Genomic DNA, 19,279 nt, shown 5'->3' on the forward strand with positions numbered 1-19,279 from the left:
ACACGATGGAGCGCTTCAAGAAGGTCCTCATCGCGAACCGTGGCGAGATTGCCGTCCGGGTGATTCGGACGTGCCAGCGGCTGGGCTACCGCACGGTGGCGGTGTTCTCCGAGGCGGACCGCGCCGCGCCGCACGTGCTGGCGGCGGACGAGGCGGTGGCCATTGGCCCGTCTCCGGCGAAGGAGTCCTACCTCGTCATCGGGAAGATTCTGGAGGCGGCGAAGGCGTCCGGCGCGGAGGCCATCCACCCGGGCTACGGCTTCCTGTCGGAGAACGCGGACTTCGCGCGCGCCTGCCGTGACGCGGGGCTGGTGTTCATCGGCCCGGAGGCCGAGGCCATCACCCTGATGGGGAACAAGCGCCAGGCGAAGCTGCGCATGATTGCGGCGGGCGTGCCCTGCATCCCCGGCTACGAGGCCTCTGATTTGGATGACGAGGCGCTGGCCACGGAGGGCGAGCGCATCGGCTTCCCGCTGATGGTGAAGGCGGCGGCGGGCGGCGGCGGGCGCGGCATGCGGCTGGTGCACGAGGCGGCGCAGCTCCGGGCGGCCCTGCGCGCGGCGCGCTCGGAGGCGGAGAATGCCTTCGGCAGCGGCGAGCTCATCCTGGAGAAGGCCGTCCTCGACGCGCGCCACGTGGAGGTCCAGGTCTTCGCGGACGCGCACGGCAACGTGGTGCACCTGGGGGAGCGGGACTGTTCCGTCCAGCGCCGGCACCAGAAAATCGTGGAGGAGAGCCCGTCACCGGCGGTGAGCCCCGCGCTGCGCGCGCGCATGGGCGAGGTGGCGGTGGCGGCGGCCCGGGCCATTGGCTACCGGGGGGCGGGGACCATCGAGTTCCTGCTGGCGCCGAGCGGTGACTTCTACTTCATGGAGATGAACACGCGGCTCCAGGTGGAGCACCCGGTGACGGAGCTGATTACCGGGTTGGACCTGGTGGAGTGGCAGCTCCGCGTGGCGGCGGGGGAGAGGCTCCCCCGGGCGCAGGCGGAGGTTTCCGCGTCGGGGCACGCCATCGAGGTCCGCCTCTGCGCGGAGGACCCGGCGAAGGGCTACGCGCCCCAGGCCGGGCGGCTGCTGACGTGGACGCTGCCGGCGCGCGAGGGCGTGCGCATCGACCACGGCGTGCGCGAGGGGCAGGAGATTCCGCCCTTCTATGACTCGATGCAGGCGAAGGTGATCGCGCACGGCCCGGACCGCGAGACGGCGCGCCGGCGACTGGTGGAGGCGCTGCGGGAGCTGACCGTGTTCGGCGTCACCACGAACAAGAACCTGCTGCTGTCCGTGCTGGAGCACGCGGCGTTCCGCTCCGGGGAGTACGACACGGCGTTCATCGCGAAGCACGCGCCGGCGTCGGAGGTGGAGGGGCTGTACCAGGCGGACGCGAAGGTGCGGGCGCTCGCGGCGGCGGTGTTGTTCCACGGCGAGGGCCTGAAGCTGGCGGACACGGCCGGGTTGGATGCGTCGCTGCTGAACTGGAACACGGCGTACCGGCACCCGGTTCGGATGAAGCTGGCGAGCCGTGGCGCGGAGGAGGACGTCATCGTCCAGCCCGTGTCCCCGGAGGCCTACACCGTGACGGTGGGAGACGCGTCCTTCGACGTGTCCGTGCTGCGGCTGTCCGGAGGTGTGCTCGACTTCTCCAGCGGTGGGACGCGAGGTCGCGCGCGCTACCTGCGGGACGGGGACACGCTCTGGTTGGATTCGGGCGCGGGCGCGCATGCCGTGACGGACGTGACGTTCCGGCCGCCGTCGAGGTCGGACGGCGTGGGCAGCGGGCGACTGTCTGCGCCGATGGACGGGCGCATCCTGCGCGTGGACACGCGGGTGGGCGCGGCGGTGAAGCCCGGGGACGTGCTGCTGGTGCTGGAGGCCATGAAGATGGAGTTCCAGGTGGTGGCGGACGTCACCGGCACCGTGGCGGAGCTCAACGTGTCCGTGGGCAGCCAGGTGAGGGCGAAGCAGCTCCTCGTCGCATTGGCGGCGGAGAAGACGGCCTGAGAAGAGAGATGTCTCCCCTTGAACGAAAGGAGGCGGCATCAGGAGCGCAGCGCACGGGCGCGCTGTCCGAGCGCGCTTGGCCATGTCCGAGGTACGAATAGAATACGGGCATGTCGCTGGCCATCACCGGATTGGGGCTGGTGTCCTCTCTGGGTCATGACGTGGTCTCCGGGTGCGCGGCGATTCGCTGCGGAATGTCGCGGCCTGTCCCACTGGGGCTGCAGGTTGTCTCTTCCGGAGATGAGCCCGGCGTCGAGTCCGTGGTGGGATTTCCCATCCAGGGACTCACGGATGGATTCGTGGGGCTGGGCCTCTATGCGCTGCTCGTCCAGGAGGCCATCCAGGACCTGTGCATCTATTCGGGGCTCACGGGAGCGGACCCCCGCTTCTGGCAGGACACCGCATTTTTCCTGGGCCTTTCGGGCCCTCGAACGCCCGAGCAGGACCTGATGGTGGAGCAGCTCCAAGAGCGGCTCCTTCCGGCGGTCAGCCGCCGCAGCGGTCTGGTCTTCTCGCCAAGGCTTCAGAAGGTCTTGGCTCGCGGGCACGTCTCCGTCCTCTCGGCCATGGCTGAAGCGGGCGAAGCCATCGCCTCCGGCCAGGTCCAGCGGGCGCTCATCGTCGGGGTGGACAGCCTCACGAGTGACCTGGAGGCGCTGGAGTGGCTGGCCATGAAGGGGCGGCTGAAGACGCCGGAGCGCGCCGTGGGCTTCATGCCAGGAGAGGCCGCCGTGGCGTTGCTCGTCGAGGACCCGGGTCAGGCGAGAAGGCGTGGGGCCAGGGTGGAGGCGCGCGTCGAGGCGCTGCATGTCGGAGGGGGAGGCGGCGCGGCGCCCTCGATGCGGTTGGTGGGGGTGCTGGAGGAGACGCTGGCCCGGGCGACGCGGATTGGCGACGTGTACGGTGACCTCAACGGCGAGGAGTCACGGGCGATGGAGTGGGGCACGCTCCTGGCGCGGCTCCCCGCGGACTCCGTATTGGCCGAGGCCCGGAGTCACTGGCCGGCGGTGTCGCTGGGGGACACCGGGGCGGCCAGCGGTGGCGTGTCCGTGGCGGTGGCCACGCGGTCGTTCGTGCGGAAGTACGCGCGCGGTGATGAGATTCTCGTGTGGTCGAGGTCTGATGAGGGCGCGGTGGCCTCGGGGCTGCTTGTCCGTCCATAGGAGCGTGAAGGCATGGCATCCAGCGATACGCACCTGGCGTGGGACCCGAAGACGCTCAACCACACGGACCGGCCCTCCGGGTTCGGGTGCCTGTGGCGGCATACGATTACGGACAACGGTGGTTGGAGCGCCCATCCGTGCAACCACATGTCCAATTGCTACAAGGTCTCCTTGAATGAGCGCAGCGCGCTCTACAACAAGGACCATCAGGCGATTGCCCGGCGGATGAAGCTGGTCCAGGAGGACTTCGGCCTGAGCGGCAAGGCGAAGAAGCGCATCTGGAAGCGCTTCCCCGTCAGTGACAACTCGAAGCGGAAGCTGACCCTGTCGGACTTCTTCGACAGAGCGCGGCAGTCCCTCTACTGGCTGCGCCGGGGGCCGGAGGGGTGGCACATCGGGGTGAAGCACCTGGACCCGGTGCCGAATCAGGCGCTGAAGAAGGGGAACCGGCCTCAGTTCCAGCCTCGTCAGAATCAGACCCAGGGTGGGCATGGGGCCTTCTATCCCTACGAGCACAACTACCACCACCTCATCCCGGTCGGCGCCGTCGAGGAGTGGGTCATCGGCAAGGGAGGGTCGGGGAGCCCGGCGCGCTCCGACCAGGTGGTGAAGCTCATCCTCATCTCGCGGTGGAACATCCACAACGAGAAGAACATGGTCCTGCTACCGCAGCAGGAGTTCGAGGCGCTCATCGTGGGCCTGCCGGCCCACTGCCCGTGGGGCGTGCCCGCGCATGCGGCGTATCAGACGTCGCTCAAAGATCGGCTCCGGGAGCTGCGAGGTGTGATTGACCGTGCTGTGATCGAGAAACAGCACCCAAGGGATCTCAAGGCAGCTATTCTTGAAGAATTGAATGAGCTATCTGAATCGCTACTTGAACAGGTCAAACAGATGAGGGCTGGTGTTCAGCTCGGTGCTGTTGATGTCTAGAGGCCTTGCGTGAAATATTCCTATTACACGTTCAAACATCCGCACGATGCCCGCGCCGTGGAGATTGTCGACCTTCCAGATAAGGTTGAACGTTATTTTTATCTCCATGATGGTGTTCCTTGCGCGTCCTATATGCCTCCTTCGGCTGAACTCAGTTTGAACGAAGGGGCGGGTGATATGCTCACGGACTTCATCGACAATCCAGACCGTGTGCTCTACGTATCGTCGCGAGCTCAGGAGGTTCTTGCAAGCAGGGGGCTGATTGGAGGTGCGATCGAGCTACTACCATTTGTTCTGCTGGATAAACGTGGCCGTCGAGTTCGAGATCCATATGCCATCGCCAACCCTCTGATGCGGGTGGAGTGCTTGGACCTCGAACGCTCAAAATGTCGCCGACGCACCGGTGGGCAAAATCAGATTGTTGAGGTCAAGTTGCTACACGTCAGAGAGGATGCGATTCCAGAGCAGGCTCAACTTTTCCGGTTGGCGGAGTTGCCCAAGCTAATGGTCATTCGGTCCGATCTGCTGGCGGCGCTTCAGGAAGCAGGAATTACTGGGGTTGCAGTCCACCCTGTTGGGACGAATATCCAGGGCTGAAATTTCATGTCGCATGTCTATTTCACGGTGAAGTTCGGCCTCGACCCGCGCGCGGCGCAGATTGTTGAGCTGCCTGACAAGGTCGAGCGCTATTTCTATCTCACCAAGGGCCGCCCCGTGGCGCCCTACCTGCCGCCGACCACCGAGCTCAGCCTCTATGAGCGCGCAGGCGACATGCTCACGGATTTCATCGGCAACCCGGATTGTGTCCTCTACGTCTCAGAGCGAGCGCAGCAGGTGCTGGCGGCACGCGGCCTCATAGGTGCGGAGCTGGAGTTGTTGCCGTTTGTCTTGCTCGATAAACGCGGTCGCAAGTTGAGGGAGCCCTACTGCATCGCGAACCCACTGCGCAGTGTCCCTTGTGTAGACCGGGAGCGTTCGAAGTACCGTTTGGATGGGCCGGACGAAATCGGCGACATCCGGATGCTGTGTGTCCGTGAAGGTTCCATCCCTGATGATGCGCAGTTGTTCCGAGTGGCCGAGTTCCCCGAGATGATGGTGCTCCGCTCCGACCTGCTGGAGGCCTTCCATCAGGCGGGGCTCACCGGGCTCGCGGTTCACCCCACAGGCACGGAGATTCCGGGCTGACGCCCGGGTACCCCCATGGATTCGGTCCTCGACAACATCCTCTTCCTGGTGGGCCAGCGGATGCCCCGGCTCCAGTCGTCGTCGGCGAAGCCGGACGCGAAGCTGACCTTGGAGACCGCCGCGCTCTGGCGCCAGTACGGCTGTGGTCTCCTTCTGTCGGAGTTGGACGAAGAAGGCTTCCGAGACGGACTGGAGCAAGCGGCGACGCTCTACCTGAACCTGCTCAAGCGCCGCGGCGCGTGCTCCGAGTTCGACCAGTACTACCTGGCTCGCAGCAAGGGCGAACCCCTCTTCGACGCCCTGGCCGCGGGCAATGGGGGCCTGTCCCGGTCCATCGCCACGGCGATGACGCCGACGTGGATGCAGCGGATGGAGCCCGAGGAGGACTTCCATTACTTCGGTGTCCTCATCGCCCTGGTGCTGGCCCAGCCGAACCTGGACTCGGAACTCGCGGCGTTCGAGCGGACGCTCCAGGGCGGAAGCTCCCACCGCTTCGACGTGGTGAAGGCCCTGTCCACGAAAGACACCGACGCTTTCGACGCGGGCCTCCACGGAATGATTGAGGAGCAGGCCGCCTGGGTCGAGCGCCAGCAGCGCTCCGGCCTCTTCGACCCCTACCGCCACAAGACGGAGGCCTTCGTCTTCATCGAAGGCGCGGCGCTGGTCCAACTGGCACGCCGCCTGGGCGTGCCGACCCAGGAGCGCTACCGCCTCATCCCCGCCGCCGTCTTGGAAGGCCAGGCGCGTCCCTGACGCGCCCCACCTCCGTCAGGTCTCCGCCGCCTCCGGAGCACGGCCCCGGGGCCCCCGCTTGAGCGCCAGCAGCGCCACGACACACAGCGCGGCGCCGGAGGTGCAGACGCCCGTCCAACCCCAGTGCGTCCACGCGAAGGTGCCCAGCCACGAGCCCGCGGCGCCTCCCGCGAAGTACGTCACCATGTAGAGCGTGTTCAGCCGGCTGCGGGCCTCCGGGCGCAGCGAGTACACCCGCGTCTGGTTGGAAATCTGGTTCGCCTGGACGCCCAAATCCAGCAGCACCACGCCCAGCGCCATGCCCCACAGCCATCGTCCCAGGGGCCACATCACCACGAAAGATAGCAGCAGCACGACGATGGCGCCGGCGTTGATGCGCCGGTCCCCCCGCTGGTCGGCATAGCGGCCCACCACCGGCGCCACGGCGGCGCCCGCCACGCCCACCACGCCGAAGAGCCCCGCCACCTGCGCGTCGTACTTCTGCGGCAGGCTCTGGAGGTACAGCGCCAGCGTGGACCAGAAGACGCTGAACGCGCCGAAGCTGAGCGCGCCCAGCACCGCGTGCAGCCGCAGCACGGGCTCGGTGCGCGCCAGGTGGATGAGCGAGCGGAGCAACTGCGGATACGGCATGGACGCCACGGGCGGCTGTGACGGCAACGTGAAGCGCAGCACCCCGGCCGACACGAGCATCAGCCCCGCCGCCATCCAGAACATGGCGCGCCAACCCAGGTGCGTCCCGACGAAGCCCGCCGCCGTCCGGGACAGGAGGATGCCAATGAGCACGCCGCTCATGACGGTGCCCACCACCCGGCCTCGCTGCGCCGCGGGAGCCAGGTGCGCGGCGAAGGGGACGAGGAGCTGCGGGATGATGGTGGTCACGCCCACGACGAAGCTCGCGGCCACCATCCAGTGCAGCGTCGGCGCCAGCGCCACGCCCACGAGCGCCAGCGCCACCAGCAGGTTCATGGTGACGATGACCCGTCGCCGCTCCAGGCTGTCACCCAGCGGGACGATGAAGAGCATCCCCACCGCGTAGCCCACCTGCGTCAGCATGGGCACCAGCCCCAGCGCGCTCCCGGAGGCGCCCAGGGCCGCGCCGATGTCTCCCAGCAGCGGCTGGTTGTAATAGAGGTTCGCGACGGTGGCGCCCGAGGCGGCGGCCATCAACCACACCAGCCCGGTGGACAGGGCGGTGTGGGGAGCGTCCGGAGGGGAGTGCGTCGTCATGGAGGCAGGCGGACTCTCGCGCCGCACCCTGCCGGGGTCCAGACCTGTGTAGGCTCCCTGCAATGCCTGAACTGGATTCCGCACGCGGCGGCTTGCCCATCATCGACATGGCGTCCCTGTTCGACACCACCCGTGTCACCGAGCGGGCACGCGTCGCGCGGGAAATCGAGCAGGCCTGTCGCGACAGCGGCTTCTTCTACGTGACGGGCCACGGCGTGTCCGCGGACGTGCTGGCGCGGCTGGAGCAGGAGAGCCACCGCTTCTTCGCGCTGCCTCGGGCCGCGAAGGAGGCCATCGCCATGGCCCAAGGTGGCGTCGCGTGGCGGGGCTGGTTCCCGCTCGGGGGCGAGCTGACCTCGGGGAAGCCGGACCGGAAGGAGGGGCTCTACCTGGGCACGGAGCTGGGGAGCGAGCACCCACGGGTGAAGGCCGGCTGGCCGTTGCACGGCGCCAACCTGTGGCCCGCGGAGGTGCCGGAACTGCGCGCGGCGGTGCTCGACTACATGGACGCCTGCACGCGCGCCGCGCATGCGCTGATGGAAGGCGTGGCGCTGAGCCTGGGCCTGGACGCGGACTACTTCCGGCGGCACTACACGGCCGACCCGACGGTGCTCTTCCGCGTCTTCCACTATCCCGCCGAGCCTGAACGTGAAGTGGAAAGCTGGGGCGTGGGCGAGCACACCGACTACGGCCTGCTCACGCTGCTGGCGCAGGATGACCACGGCGGGTTGCAGGTGAAGACGCCGCGCGGCTGGGTGGAGGCGCCGCCGCTGCCCGGGACGCTGGTGTGCAACATCGGCGACATGCTCGACCGGATGACGGGCGGCTGGTACCGCTCCACGCCGCACCGGGTGAAGAACGTGAGCGGCAGGGACAGGCTGTCCTTCCCGCTCTTCTTCGACCCGGACTTCGCTGCCGAGGTCCACCCCCTGCCGCGTGGCACCGGCGCCGACGTGGACGAGGACCGCGCGCGCCGTTGGGACGGCGCCAGCGTCCACGCCTTCCAGGGCACCTACGGCGACTACCTGCTGGGCAAGGTGTCCAAGGTGTTCCCGGCGCTGGTGCGCCGCGTGCTGTAGGCCGGGCCACGGACGCGGGCGCTCCACGCCAGTGCCCACTTTCCACTGTATTGGCAGAGTGCCAATAATCTCATGGACGCCCCGGGGTGGCTTCCCTAGGCTTCACGCCGTGGGTACCGGCGCGTTCCAAGGCATCACCCCTGTCTTGCCTGTGATTTCCGGAGGTCGTCCATGTCGCCGTCTGCCTTTCGCCTGGGTGGCCGCCGTGCGCTGATTACCGGGGCCTCCGGGGGCCTGGGGCTGCACTTCGCGCAGGTGCTGGCGCAAGCGGGCGCCGAAGTCGTGCTGGCGGCCCGCCGCGAGGACAAGCTGGCCGCCGAGGTGGACCGGCTGCGGAGCCTCGGGGCCCGTGCCCACGCCGTGTCACTGGACGTGACGAGCGCCGACTCGGTGCGCGCGGCGGTGGCAGAGGCCGAAGCGCGGACGGGCGGCGTGGTGGACGTGCTGGTGAACAACGCGGGCGTGTCCGGGCAGCGCTTCTTCCTCCAACTGGAAGAAGCCGAGTGGGACACGGTGGTGGACACCAACCTCAAGGGCGCCTACCTGGTGGCGCGCGAGGTGGCTCGGCGGTTGGTGGAGCACACGCAGCCCGGCAGCATCATCAACATCGCCTCCATCCTGGGGCTGCGGGTGAGTGGCTCGGTGTCGTCGTACTGCGCGTCCAAGGCGGGGCTGATTCAGCTCACCAAGGCGATGGCGTTGGAGCTGGCGCGTCACGGGATTCGGGTGAATGCCCTGGCGCCGGGATACATCGAGACGGACTTCAACCGCGCGTTCTTCGAAGGGGAGGCCGCGAAGAAGCTGGTGGCGCGCATCCCCTTCCGCCGGCTGGGGCAGATGCGGGAGCTGGACGGTCCGCTGCTGCTGCTGGCCTCGGAAGCGGGCAGCTACATGAGTGGCAGCGTGCTGGAGGTGGACGGCGGCCACCTCTGCTCCACGCTGTGAGTCCCGCCCCGTCCCGTCACACGCCACCCCTGGAGCCCGCATTGGATTTCTCCCTGTCGCCCGAGGTCGAGGACCATCGAAAGCGTGTGAGGGCCTTCGTCGAGCAGCACGTGCTGCCGCTGGAGAAGCAGCCCGACGCCTTCGACGCGCATGAGAACCTCCGCGAGGACGTGGTGGCCCGGGTGCGCGCCCGCGCTCGCGAGGAAGGGCTGTGGGCCTTCCAGATGCCGAAGTCCCGCGGAGGGCAGGGGCTGGGCGTGGTGGGCATGGCGGCCTGCTACGAGGAGGCGGCGCGCTCGCCCTTCGGGCCGGTGATGTTCAACGCCGCGCCGCCCGACGACGGCAACATGATGGTGCTGGAGAAGGTGCTCCGGACGGAGGACCTGAAGCAGCGCTGGCTGCAGCCCCTCATCGACGGCGAGGTCCGCTCGGCCTTCGCGATGACGGAGCCGGACGGCTGTGGCTCCGACCCGTCCCTCACGTACACGAAGGCCACGCGGCGGGGCGACACCTGGGTCATCACCGGCCGCAAGTGGTTCATCACCGGCGCGGAAGGGGCCCAGCACTTCATCCTGATTGCGCGCACCTCCGACGATGAGCGCAAGGGCCTCACCGCGTTCCTGTTCGACGCGGACCAGCCGGGTTGGCGGATTGAACGGCGCATCCCCATCATGGGCCCCGAGGAGCACGGCGGGCACTGCGAGCTCGTGTTCGACGGCCTGGAGATTCCGGACGCGCACCGGCTGCTGGAGGTGGGGGACGGCCTCAAGGTGACGCAGATTCGGCTCGGCACGGCGCGCCTCACGCATTGCATGCGCTGGCTGGGGCTGGCGAAGCGGTGTCTGGAAGAGGCGGGGGCGTACGTGTCGAAGCGGATGAGCTTCGGCTCGACGCTGGCGCAGCATGAGGGCGTGCAGTGGATGCTGGGAGACGCGGCCAAGGACATCCACATTGGCCGGCTGCTCACCATGAGCGCCGCGTGGAAGCTGGACCAGGGGGACTTCGCTCGCACGGACATCTCCATCGCGAAGATTCACGTCGCGGACACGCTGCACAAGGCGGCGGACACCGCCATCCAGCTTCTGGGGGCGCGGGGCTACTCCAAGGACACGCTTGTGGAATGGATATACCGCTACGCCCGGCAGGCCCGGCTGGTGGACGGCGCCAGCGAGGTGCACAAGCAGGTGCTGTCGCGCGCGTACCTGGCGGAGGGGCCGTCCTTCTTCAAGTGGGGCGTGTGAGCCATGCAGGCGGCGCAGAGGACGGCACTGGAGCGCTTCCTGGCCCAGAGGGCGGACGCCCGCGCGGTGCGAATCGACGAGGCCCGGCTGCTCGCGGGCGGTGCCATCCAGGAGAACTGGCTGCTGTCGGCCACCGTCACCGGAGGCCCGTTGGAGGGCACGCTGGAGTGCGTCCTGCGCGCGGACGCGCCGTCGGGCGTCTCCGCGTCACACAGCCGCGCCCAGGAGTTCGCGCTGCTCCAGGAGGTCTTCCACGCGGGCGTGACGGTCCCCGAGCCCCTGTGGCTGGGAGACACCTCCGTGTTCGGCCGGGACTTCTTCGTGATGCGCAAGGCCCGAGGCACGGCGGCGGCGCACCGGCTGATGAAGGAGCCCACCCTGGGCGGGGACCGGGAGCGGCTGACGGAGCGCATCGGCGAGGAGCTGGCGCGGCTGCACACCCTGCGCCCGCCCCTGGAGCGCCTGGCCTTCCTGCCGGCGCCCACGCCTTCTCCCGCGCTGAAGGGCGTGGAGGAGTTCCGTGCCTTCCTGGACGGGCACCACACGCCATTCCCCGCGCTGGAATGGGGCCTCCGCTGGCTGGAAATGCACGCGCCGCGCACGCGGGAGTGGGTGCTGGCGCATCGGGACTTCCGCACGGGCAACTACATGGTGGACGAGGCGGGGCTCACGGCCGTGCTGGACTGGGAGTTCGCCGCGTGGTCGGACCCGCTGGAGGACCTGGGCTGGTTCTGCGCGCGCTGCTGGCGCTTCGGCCAGGTCGACAAGGAAGCAGGCGGCATCGGCTCCCGTGAGGCGCTGTTCCGAGGCTATGCGCGCGTGAGCGGCCGCGAGCCGACGCGCGAGGCGGTGTTCTACTGGGAAGTGTACGCCCACGTCCGGTGGGCGGTGATTGCCCTCCAGCAGGGCGAGCGCCATGTGTCGGGGCAGGAGCCCTCCCTGGAGCTGGCGTTGACGGCGCATGTCGTGCCGGAGCTGGAGCTGGAGATTCTCCGGATGACGGGGGTGGGCCATGCGTGAGCGTCCCGATGGCGCCGAGCTGCTGGCGATTGCCCGCGAGGTGCTGCGCAACGAGCTGCTGCCCCTGCTGCCCAGGGACAAGGCCTACGGCGCGCTGATGATTGCCAACGCCATGGGCATCGCCGAGCGGCAGCTCCGCAGCGGGATGGGCGCTCAGGAAGAGGAGCGGCGGGCGCTGGCCATGTTGCTCGAACGTGACGGGGACCTGGCCACGCTGAACCGTGTGTTCGCGGTCCGCATCCGCCAGGGCGCGTTCGACGACAACGCCCACGCCCGCGAGCTCCTGTGGAACGCGACGGTGCAGCGGGTGCGGGAGAGCGCGCCCAAGGCGCTGCCGGGAGCGTCATCACGTTGACGGAGCCCAGGCCGCGTGCTTGAGAGCGCTGGGCCGGATGACGAGATTCGGCGCTTCGCAGCCGCGGCTCACCGACCAGGAGACCTTCCGACATGATGACCGTCAGCGCGTTCAAGTGGGTACCGCCGTTCGCTCAAGGACTCGTGCGGGACCTCCGGGTGAGGTGGGCGCTGGAGGAGGCGGGGCTGCCGTACCAGGTGCGGCTCATCGACAACAAAGTCCAGGCGTCGGCGGACTACCGCGCGCTCCAGCCCTTCGGACAGGTGCCGGTGCTGGAGGATGAGGGCCTCGTCCTCTTCGAGTCGGGCGCCATCGTGCTCCACATCGCCAACAAGAGTGACGCCTTGCTTCCGGCGGACGCGGCGGGCAGGGCTCGCGCGGTGACGTGGCTCTTCGCGGCGCTCAACTCCATTGAAATCGCAATCCAACCGCTGGCCGAGGTGGACCTGTTCTTTGCCCAGGAAGAGTGGGCGAAGCTGCGCAGACCGGCCGTCGTGGAGCGGCTGAACAAGCGGCTGGGCGAGCTCGCGGCGAGCCTGGGCGAGCGCGAGTACCTGGAGGACCGCTTCACGGCGGGCGACCTGATGATGGTGACGGTGCTCCGCATCCTGCGTCACACGGACCTGCTGGACGGCTTCCCCACGCTGAAGGCGTACAAGGAACGCTGCGAGGCCCGGCCCGCCTTCCAGCGAGCCCTGGCGGCCCAACTGGAGCCGTTCCAGCAGCCTCGCGTTTGAGCGGAAGCCTTCCAAGCTCCTGAAAACAGGCGAAATCCCGGGCATCGAAATGAAGGTTGAAAAGAATCCGTCCGGACGGCATGTTTCAGGACATGACGAGCGCCCACCAACGCAAGAAGCAGCCGGAGGTCATCCGCGCGCAGCTCCTCCGCGCGGCCGCGGAGCTCGTCGTCCAGGGGGGCACCCAGGCGGTGACGCTCGACGCCGTCGCCGCGCAAGCGGGCGTGACGAAGGGCGGCCTCCAGCACCACTTCCGCAGCAAGCAGCTCCTGCTGGACGCGCTGTTCGAGGAGATGAACCAGCGGTTCATCGAGTCGTTCCACGCGTACATCGAGGCGGAGCCGGAGGCCCAAGGGAAGGAAGCCCGTGCGTACCTCCGGGCCATGGTGGGTAATCCCAGTGACGCGCATGAGAACAGCGTCCTGCGGGCGTTGACCAGTAGCATGATGGTGGACCCCGAGCTGCGCGAGCGCTGGAGCTGTAGCTGGCAGGAAGACCTCAAGTCGCAGCCGGAGAAGACGGACCCCGCGCACATCAACGCCATCATCTGCCGGCTCGCCTGTGACGGCCTCTGGTTCGCGGACCTCATCGAGGACAAAGGCATGAGCCCTGAAGTCAGAGCCGCGGTCATCCGCCGTCTCGAGGAGCTCACCCGGGAGTAGATGCCCCTCATCATCCGCGTGGCTTCATCCGGCTGATACCCCAGCCCGGAATTCGTCTGTCCCGTGACGGCCTTGTGTCTCGAATTGTGTCATTCGTCATGTCATCTGCTCGGGAGCAGGTGACGTTTCATGCCCGGGTTGCCGGCGGACCCGGGCGCGGTGCTGTGTGAAAAGTATGTCTTTGCGTGTTCCTTCAATGACTCTCCGTCGTTCAACGCGGCTTCTCCTCGCCTCGGCGCTGCTTCCCCTGCTCGCTTGTGAAGGCAGGCCGGAGGAGGCGGCCTATGCACCGCCGGTCCAGGAGGTCTCCACCCTGAAGGTGCAGGGTGAGTCCATCGTCCTTCATGATGAATTCCCCGGGCGCGTCTCCGCGTTCCGCGTCGCCGAGGTCCGCCCGCAGGTGGGCGGGCTCATCCGCAGCCGGCGCTTCGCCGAGGGAGACACGGTCCAGAAGGGGCAGCCGCTCTACCAACTGGAGGCGGCGGTGTTCCGGGCAGCGGTGGACGGCGCGGCGGCGGCCCATGCGGCCAGCGAGGCCGCGCGGCTCCAGGCGGAGCTGCACGCGGGACGCATCCAGTCCCTCTTCGAGAAGGGGGCGAGCACCCAGCAGGCCTCCGACGACGCACGGGCCGCGCTCGCCATCGCGAACGCGGAGGTGGCGCGGGCCCGCGCGGCGCTGGACCGGGCCCGCGTCGACCTGGACTACGCCACGATTACCGCGCCCATCGCGGGACACATCGGCATCTCCCAGGTGAACGAGGGCGCGCTCGTGGGCCCCGCGGACCCCACGGCGCTGAGCGTCATCCAGCAGATTGACCGCGTCTTCGTCGACATCAAGTCGCCGGTGGAGCGCGCGGTGGGCCTGCAGTCCCTCCAGGGCGATGACGGGGGCGCGGAGGTCATCCTGCTCGCCTCGACGGGAGCGCCCTATCCGGAGCGAGGCCGGGTCCAGTTCGCCGACATCTCGGTCGACCCCGGGTCTGGCGAACTCACCGTGCGCGCCCTGGTCCCCAACGCGCAGCGGAAGCTGCTGCCGGGCATGTTCGTCAAGGCGCGCGTCGTGCTCGGAGAGGTCGCCAACGCGCTGCTCGTCCCGCAGCAGGCCGTGCTTCACGACGCACAGGGACAGGCGCAGGTCTTCGTCGTCCGTGAGGACAACACCGCCGAGGCGCGCAACGTCCGCGCCGGGCGCATCATCAGCGGACGCTACCTGGTGGAGGAAGGCCTCTCTGCCGGAGAGCGTGTGGTGGTCGAGGGGCAGGACCGTCTCGCGCCCGGCCAGCAAATCACCCCCGTCGAGTGGCAGCACGCCCCGGCCTCGCGCTGAACCTGGAGTGAGCCGTGCCACGATTCTTCATTGAACGCCCGGTCTTCGCCTGGGTGATTGCCATCTTCATCGTGCTCGCCGGAGCCATCTCCATTCCCCGGCTTCCCATCGAGCGCTATCCGTCCATCGCGCCGCCGAGCGTGACGATTACCGCCACCTATCCCGGCGCCACGCCGGCCGCGATGAACGACAGCGTCGTGTCGTTGATTGAGCGCGGCCTGTCCGGCGTGAAGAACATCCTGTACTTCGAGTCGTCGAGCGACACGTCGGGCGTCGCGCAGATTGTGGTGACTTTCGCTCCCGGCACGGACCCGGACCTGGCGCAGGTCGACATCCAGAACCGCCTCAAGACGGTCGAGTCGCGGCTGCCGCAGATGGTGCGGCAGCTCGGGCTCCAGGTGGAGACGACCACCACCAACTTCCTGCTCTTCTCCACGCTCCTGTCGAGCGATGGCCGCTACGACGAGGCCGAGCTGGGCGACTTCCTGAGCCGCAACGTCGTGGAGGACCTGCGGCGCGTGCCCGGCGTGGGACGCGTCCAGCTCTTCACGCCGTCCCGCGCGCTGCGCGTGTGGCTGGACCCGGAGCGGCTCATCTCCCACGGCATCTCCGTGGACGAGGTCGCCGCGGCGATTCGCGCGCAGAACGCGGAGGCCTCGCCCGGACGGCTGGGGGACACGCCCGCGGTGCCGGGCCAGCGGGTCACCACGCCCCTGATGCTCCAGGGACAACTCCAGGACGTCGCTGACTTCGAGCACGTCATCGTGCGGGCCAACCCGGATGGCTCCAACGTGCTGCTCAAGGAGCTCGCCAAGGTGGAGCTGGGGCCCCAGAGCTACGCCACCACCACCCGGCAGAACGGAAAGAACGCGGCCACCTTCGGCGTGCAGCTCGCCCCGGGGGCCAACGCCCTGGACACCTCGGAGCGCATCCGCGAGCGGATGGCCGACCTGTCACGGTCCTTCCCCGCGGGCGTGGAGTACACGATTCCGTATGACGCGGCGCCCTTCGTGCGCATCTCCATCCAGAAGGTGGTGCAGACCTTCTTCGAGGCGATGCTGCTCGTCTTCGCGGTGATGTACCTGTTCCTCCAGAGCGTGCGCTACACGCTGATTCCCGCCATCGTCGCGCCCATCGCGCTGCTGGGCACCTTCGCGGTGATGCTGGCGTCTGGGTTCTCCATCAACGTGCTGACGATGTTCGGCATGGTGCTGGCGATTGGCATCATCGTGGATGACGCCATCGTCGTGGTGGAGAACGTCGAGCGCCTCATGGCGGAGGAGGGGCTCTCCCCCCTGGACGCCACCAAGAAGGCGATGAAGGAGATAACGGGCGCCGTCATCGGCATCACCCTGGTGCTCACCTCCGTGTTCATCCCCATGGCGTTCGCCACGGGCTCCGTCGGCACCATCTACCGCCAGTTCAGCCTGGCGATGGCCGTGTCGATTCTCTTCTCCGCGTTCCTCGCGCTCACGCTCACCCCGGCGCTCTGCGCGACGCTGCTGAAGCCCGTGGCGCATGGCCACACCGCGAAGCGCGGCTTCTTCGGCGCGTTCAACCGGCTGCTGGAGCGGGTGACGGCGCGCTACGCCGCCTGGACCGGGGCCATCGTGAGGCGCCTGGGCCGGGCCTTCTTCGCGTACGCCGCGGTGCTCGCGATGGTGGCCTTCGCGTTCTGGCGGCTGCCGGGCGCCTTCTTCCCGGAGGAGGACCAGGGGTTCCTCAACGTGTCGGTGCAGCTCCCGTCGGACGCCACGGCGGAGCGGACCAACGCGGTGCTCGGCGAGGTGGAGTCCTACCTGGGCGGGCGCGAGGGCATCCAGGACGTGCTCACCATCCAGGGCTTCGGCTTCTTCGGCTCGGGAGCGAACGCCGGCCTGATGTTCGTGATGATGAACGACTGGGATGCGCGCAAGGGCGCCACGGCGCCGGGCGAGGTCGCCGCCGCCAGCGCGCGCTTCGCCTCCCCCCGGGAGGGCATGGTCATCAATGTGATTCCGCCCGCCGTGGACGGGCTCGGCAACAGCGCGGGCTTCGCGATGCGGCTGGAGGACCGCGCCGGCCACGGCACCCAGGCGCTCAACGACGCCATGAATCACGTCCTCCGCCGCGCCTATGAGAGCAAGGTCATCGCGTTCCCGTACCAGGAGGGGCTGCCGGACGGCTCCACGGTGCGAATCCAGGTGGACCGCGAGCGCGCGGCGGCGCTCGGGGTGTCCTTCGCGGACATCAACTCGGTCATCTCCACCGCGCTGGGGTCCACGTACGTCAACGACTTCCCCAACAAGGGCTACATGCAGCAAATCATCCTCCAGGCGCGCGCGGAGTCCCGCATGCAGGTGGAGGACGTGCTCAAGCTGCCGGTGCGCAACGTGCGCGGGCAGATGGTGCCCCTGTCCTCGGTGGCCGAGCCCGTCTGGGAGCGGGGCCCCATGCAGCTCGTCCGCTACAACGGCTACCCCGCCGTGCGCATCGCCGGCACCGCGGCGCCGGGCTACAGCAGCGGTGACGCCATGGCGGAGATGGAGCGCATCGCCGCCGAGCTGCCGCAGGGCTTCGCGGTGGAGTGGACGGGACTCTCCTACCAGGAGCGGCTGTCCGGCTCGGAGGCGCCCATCCTCCTGGCGCTGTCCATGCTGGTCGTCTTCCTGGTGCTGGCGGCGCTCTATGAGAGCTGGTCGATTCCCCTGTCGGTGATGCTCGTCGTGCCGCTGGGGCTCATCGGCGCGCTGGCCGCCGTGCTGTCGCGCGGGCTGATGAATGACATCTTCTTCAAGGTGGGCCTCATCACCATCATCGGCCTGTCCGCGAAGAACGCCATCCTCATCGTCGAGTTCGCCAAGCAGTTGGAGGAGCAGGGCCGCTCGCCACTCCAGGCGGCGGTGGAGGCGGCGCGGCTGCGCTTCCGTCCCATCCTGATGACGTCGCTCGCCTTCGCGCTGGGCGTGGTGCCGCTGGTGGTGGCCAGCGGGGCCAGCGCGGAGACGCAGCGGGCCATTGGCACCGGCGTGTTCGGCGGCATGGTGTCCGGCACCGTGCTGGCCATCTTCCTGGTGCCGGCCTTCTACGTCGCGGTGCGGAGCCTGCTCAAACGCCGCGACGCCGTCGTGGAGGCGCCGTCGGTGAAGGAAGCGCCCGTGGGGAGCCACTGACGGACACGGCGCTGGCGGGCACGCACCCGCCAGCGCCGCGGTGCTGCTCAGGAGCGGGGCGGCCGCGCCCCGTCACGCGGCAGCAGGCGGCCACCCAGCATGGTGATGCGCTTGTCCGCGAGCCGCTGGCGGGCCCCAGGCTCGATGTCCTGCGGCGTCCACTTCAGCTCCTGGTCGAACTCCACGTTCACCGTGGTGACGCCGTCCACCGCCAGCAGCCGCTGCTCGATTTCCCGCATGAAGTAGGCGGCCATCATGCACATGGGCGAGGTGATGTGCAGGCGCACCGTCACTTCGCCGTCGGTGCGCTTCACCGACTCAATCAGCCCCATCTCCCCGATGCCCAGCGGCACGCCCGTGGCGCAGCTGCACGGGTCCGGGATGTCCTGGATGCGCTCGCGCAGGGCCTGCTCACTCATAGAGGCTCTCCTTGTAGCTGTACGGCTGGTGGTCGCCGCGCGCCTTCAGCTTCGCGAACACGTCGTTGGCGATGTTCTTCTTCACCGCCTCCACGTCCACGCCCGCGTAGCGCGCGTAGTTGCCACCCAGAATCATCCGCTTCACCTCCGGCGTCACCTGCATGCCCGCCACCTGCACCAGCTCGTCCGGGAGCTGGAAGTCATGCCAGAACTTGTGCAGCGCCGGGTGCGGGTGGCTGAACACCGTCCCGGAGCCCCACATGATTTTGTCCGGCCCCGCCCACTTCAGCAGCGCGGCCAGGGACTCGGCGAACCAGCGCTCCCGCTTCACGATGAGCGCGCCCGTCACCTCCAGGTTCACGTACACGTTGGGGAACAGCGAGAGCTGCATGCCCGTCTCGTCCAGGAAGGCCATGCCGCCGTGGACGATTTCGAAGTTCAGGTCGGGGAACGCGTCCGCCGCGCCGCCGATGTCGTCCACCTTGTAGGGCTCCAGCGGCACCGCGCCCATGGGCAGGCCCTTGTGCACGGCGATGTTCTTGATGCCCAGCTTCTGCGCCCGCTCGAAGAGCGGGAAGGCGATGCTCGGGTCATCCATGCGCCAGCCCGTGTGGCGGAACTTCTCGCCCAGCCACGCCGCCGGGTAGAGCTTCAGGCCGCTCGGCTTGAGCGTCTCGTACTGCTGCTCCAAGTCATCCAGGGCCGCCGTGCCGCGCAGCGGGTCCACGCCCGCGTACACCAGGAAGCGGTGGGGATAGTTGCGGTGAATCTCCAGCGTCTTCTCATAGGAGCACAGGCCGTCGTGGTACAGCGTCTGGAGCGGCAGCACGTGGTGCACCGCCAGGTCCACGCCGCTCTCCACGAAGAGCAGGTGCGCCAGCTCCTGCACGGACCAGTTCTTCAGGAAGCCTTCCGCCGTGGGCACGCGGTGCGTGTCCCCGGACAGGCCGCTGTGCAGGCCCCAGATGAGCCCCGCGAGCGACTCGGCGTACTTGCCGGCGCGGTAGTTGGTGGGGTGGAGGTTGTAGGCGTGTGTCACCGCGTCGATGACGAAGTTGCCGTCAATCATCCGAGGACTCCTTTC

General features: G+C 68.4%; 18 protein-coding genes. 15 read left to right on the plus strand and 3 right to left on the minus strand.

What is annotated here, in order from left to right:
* Positions 1–5: 5 nt before the first annotated feature.
* The 6 genes from MYMAC_RS00450 (at position 6) to MYMAC_RS00475 (ending at position 6,031) form a co-directional block, all read left to right on the plus strand.
* A complete protein-coding gene (locus MYMAC_RS00450; protein ID WP_095956608.1) occupies positions 6–2,000 on the plus strand; it encodes an acetyl-CoA carboxylase biotin carboxylase subunit in 1,995 nt (664 codons plus the stop codon).
* Between the two features lie 260 nt (positions 2,001–2,260).
* Positions 2,261–3,163, plus strand: a complete 903-nt coding sequence (locus tag MYMAC_RS00455) for a hypothetical protein (RefSeq protein ID WP_239989250.1) — start codon at positions 2,261–2,263, stop codon at positions 3,161–3,163.
* A 12-nt stretch (positions 3,164–3,175) separates the two neighbouring features.
* Positions 3,176–4,093, plus strand: a complete 918-nt coding sequence (locus MYMAC_RS00460; RefSeq protein WP_095956609.1) for a hypothetical protein — start codon at positions 3,176–3,178, stop codon at positions 4,091–4,093.
* Positions 4,094–4,102: 9 nt separating this feature from the next.
* Entirely contained in the window at positions 4,103–4,690 is a 588-nt protein-coding gene (locus tag MYMAC_RS00465) for an imm11 family protein (RefSeq protein ID WP_095956610.1), read from the plus strand.
* Between the two features lie 6 nt (positions 4,691–4,696).
* Positions 4,697–5,278, plus strand: a complete 582-nt coding sequence (locus tag MYMAC_RS00470) for an imm11 family protein (protein ID WP_095956611.1) — start codon at positions 4,697–4,699, stop codon at positions 5,276–5,278.
* Positions 5,279–5,293: 15 nt separating this feature from the next.
* On the plus strand, positions 5,294–6,031 hold the full coding sequence (locus MYMAC_RS00475; RefSeq protein WP_095956612.1) for an Imm49 family immunity protein: 738 nt from the start codon (positions 5,294–5,296) through the stop codon (positions 6,029–6,031).
* Between the two features lie 15 nt (positions 6,032–6,046).
* On the opposite strand, the gene MYMAC_RS00480 is transcribed toward MYMAC_RS00475, so the two are convergent.
* On the minus strand, positions 6,047–7,258 hold the full coding sequence (locus MYMAC_RS00480) for an MFS transporter (RefSeq protein WP_095956613.1): 1,212 nt from the start codon (positions 7,256–7,258) through the stop codon (positions 6,047–6,049).
* Between the two features lie 62 nt (positions 7,259–7,320).
* On the opposite strand from MYMAC_RS00480, the gene MYMAC_RS00485 reads away from it, so the two are divergent.
* From MYMAC_RS00485 to MYMAC_RS00525, 9 genes are all read left to right on the plus strand, one after another.
* Positions 7,321–8,337, plus strand: coding sequence for an isopenicillin N synthase family dioxygenase (locus MYMAC_RS00485; RefSeq protein ID WP_095956614.1), 1,017 nt, complete (start codon positions 7,321–7,323; stop codon positions 8,335–8,337).
* 171 nt (positions 8,338–8,508) lie between these two features.
* A complete protein-coding gene (locus MYMAC_RS00490; protein ID WP_095956615.1) occupies positions 8,509–9,282 on the plus strand; it encodes an SDR family NAD(P)-dependent oxidoreductase in 774 nt (257 codons plus the stop codon).
* 41 nt (positions 9,283–9,323) lie between these two features.
* Positions 9,324–10,523, plus strand: coding sequence for an acyl-CoA dehydrogenase family protein (locus MYMAC_RS00495; protein WP_095956616.1), 1,200 nt, complete (start codon positions 9,324–9,326; stop codon positions 10,521–10,523).
* Positions 10,524–10,526: 3 nt separating this feature from the next.
* The gene (locus tag MYMAC_RS00500; RefSeq protein ID WP_095956617.1) at positions 10,527–11,543 is read left to right on the plus strand and encodes a phosphotransferase family protein; all 1,017 of its coding nucleotides are present in this window, start codon (positions 10,527–10,529) and stop codon (positions 11,541–11,543) included.
* Complete coding sequence (locus MYMAC_RS00505; RefSeq protein WP_095956618.1) at positions 11,536–11,898, plus strand: DUF6285 domain-containing protein; 363 nt, start codon at positions 11,536–11,538, stop codon at positions 11,896–11,898. Before MYMAC_RS00500 ends, MYMAC_RS00505 begins: the two co-directional genes overlap by 8 nt.
* Positions 11,899–11,990: 92 nt before the next feature.
* The gene (locus tag MYMAC_RS00510; protein WP_095956619.1) at positions 11,991–12,635 is read left to right on the plus strand and encodes a glutathione S-transferase family protein; all 645 of its coding nucleotides are present in this window, start codon (positions 11,991–11,993) and stop codon (positions 12,633–12,635) included.
* An 80-nt stretch (positions 12,636–12,715) separates the two neighbouring features.
* Complete coding sequence (locus MYMAC_RS00515) at positions 12,716–13,297, plus strand: TetR/AcrR family transcriptional regulator (protein WP_095956620.1); 582 nt, start codon at positions 12,716–12,718, stop codon at positions 13,295–13,297.
* A 196-nt stretch (positions 13,298–13,493) separates the two neighbouring features.
* Positions 13,494–14,624 carry an efflux RND transporter periplasmic adaptor subunit gene (locus MYMAC_RS00520; RefSeq protein ID WP_204817291.1) on the plus strand — a complete coding sequence of 377 codons (1,131 nt, stop codon included), beginning with the start codon at positions 13,494–13,496 and terminating at the stop codon, positions 14,622–14,624.
* 14 nt (positions 14,625–14,638) lie between these two features.
* The gene (locus tag MYMAC_RS00525) at positions 14,639–17,776 is read left to right on the plus strand and encodes an efflux RND transporter permease subunit (RefSeq protein WP_095956621.1); all 3,138 of its coding nucleotides are present in this window, start codon (positions 14,639–14,641) and stop codon (positions 17,774–17,776) included.
* Positions 17,777–17,823: 47 nt separating this feature from the next.
* On the opposite strand, the gene MYMAC_RS00530 is transcribed toward MYMAC_RS00525, so the two are convergent.
* Together MYMAC_RS00530 and MYMAC_RS00535 are read right to left on the minus strand one after the other, a co-directional pair.
* Positions 17,824–18,195, minus strand: a complete 372-nt coding sequence (locus MYMAC_RS00530) for a metal-sulfur cluster assembly factor (protein WP_013936736.1) — start codon at positions 18,193–18,195, stop codon at positions 17,824–17,826.
* Entirely contained in the window at positions 18,188–19,264 is a 1,077-nt protein-coding gene (locus MYMAC_RS00535; RefSeq protein ID WP_013936735.1) for an amidohydrolase family protein, read from the minus strand. Before MYMAC_RS00535 ends, MYMAC_RS00530 begins: the two co-directional genes overlap by 8 nt.
* Between the last annotated feature and the right edge of the window lie 15 nt (positions 19,265–19,279).

Origin of the sequence: Corallococcus macrosporus DSM 14697, from assembly GCF_002305895.1 — a bacterium.
GTDB classification, from domain to species: Bacteria; Myxococcota; Myxococcia; order Myxococcales; family Myxococcaceae; genus Myxococcus; species Myxococcus macrosporus.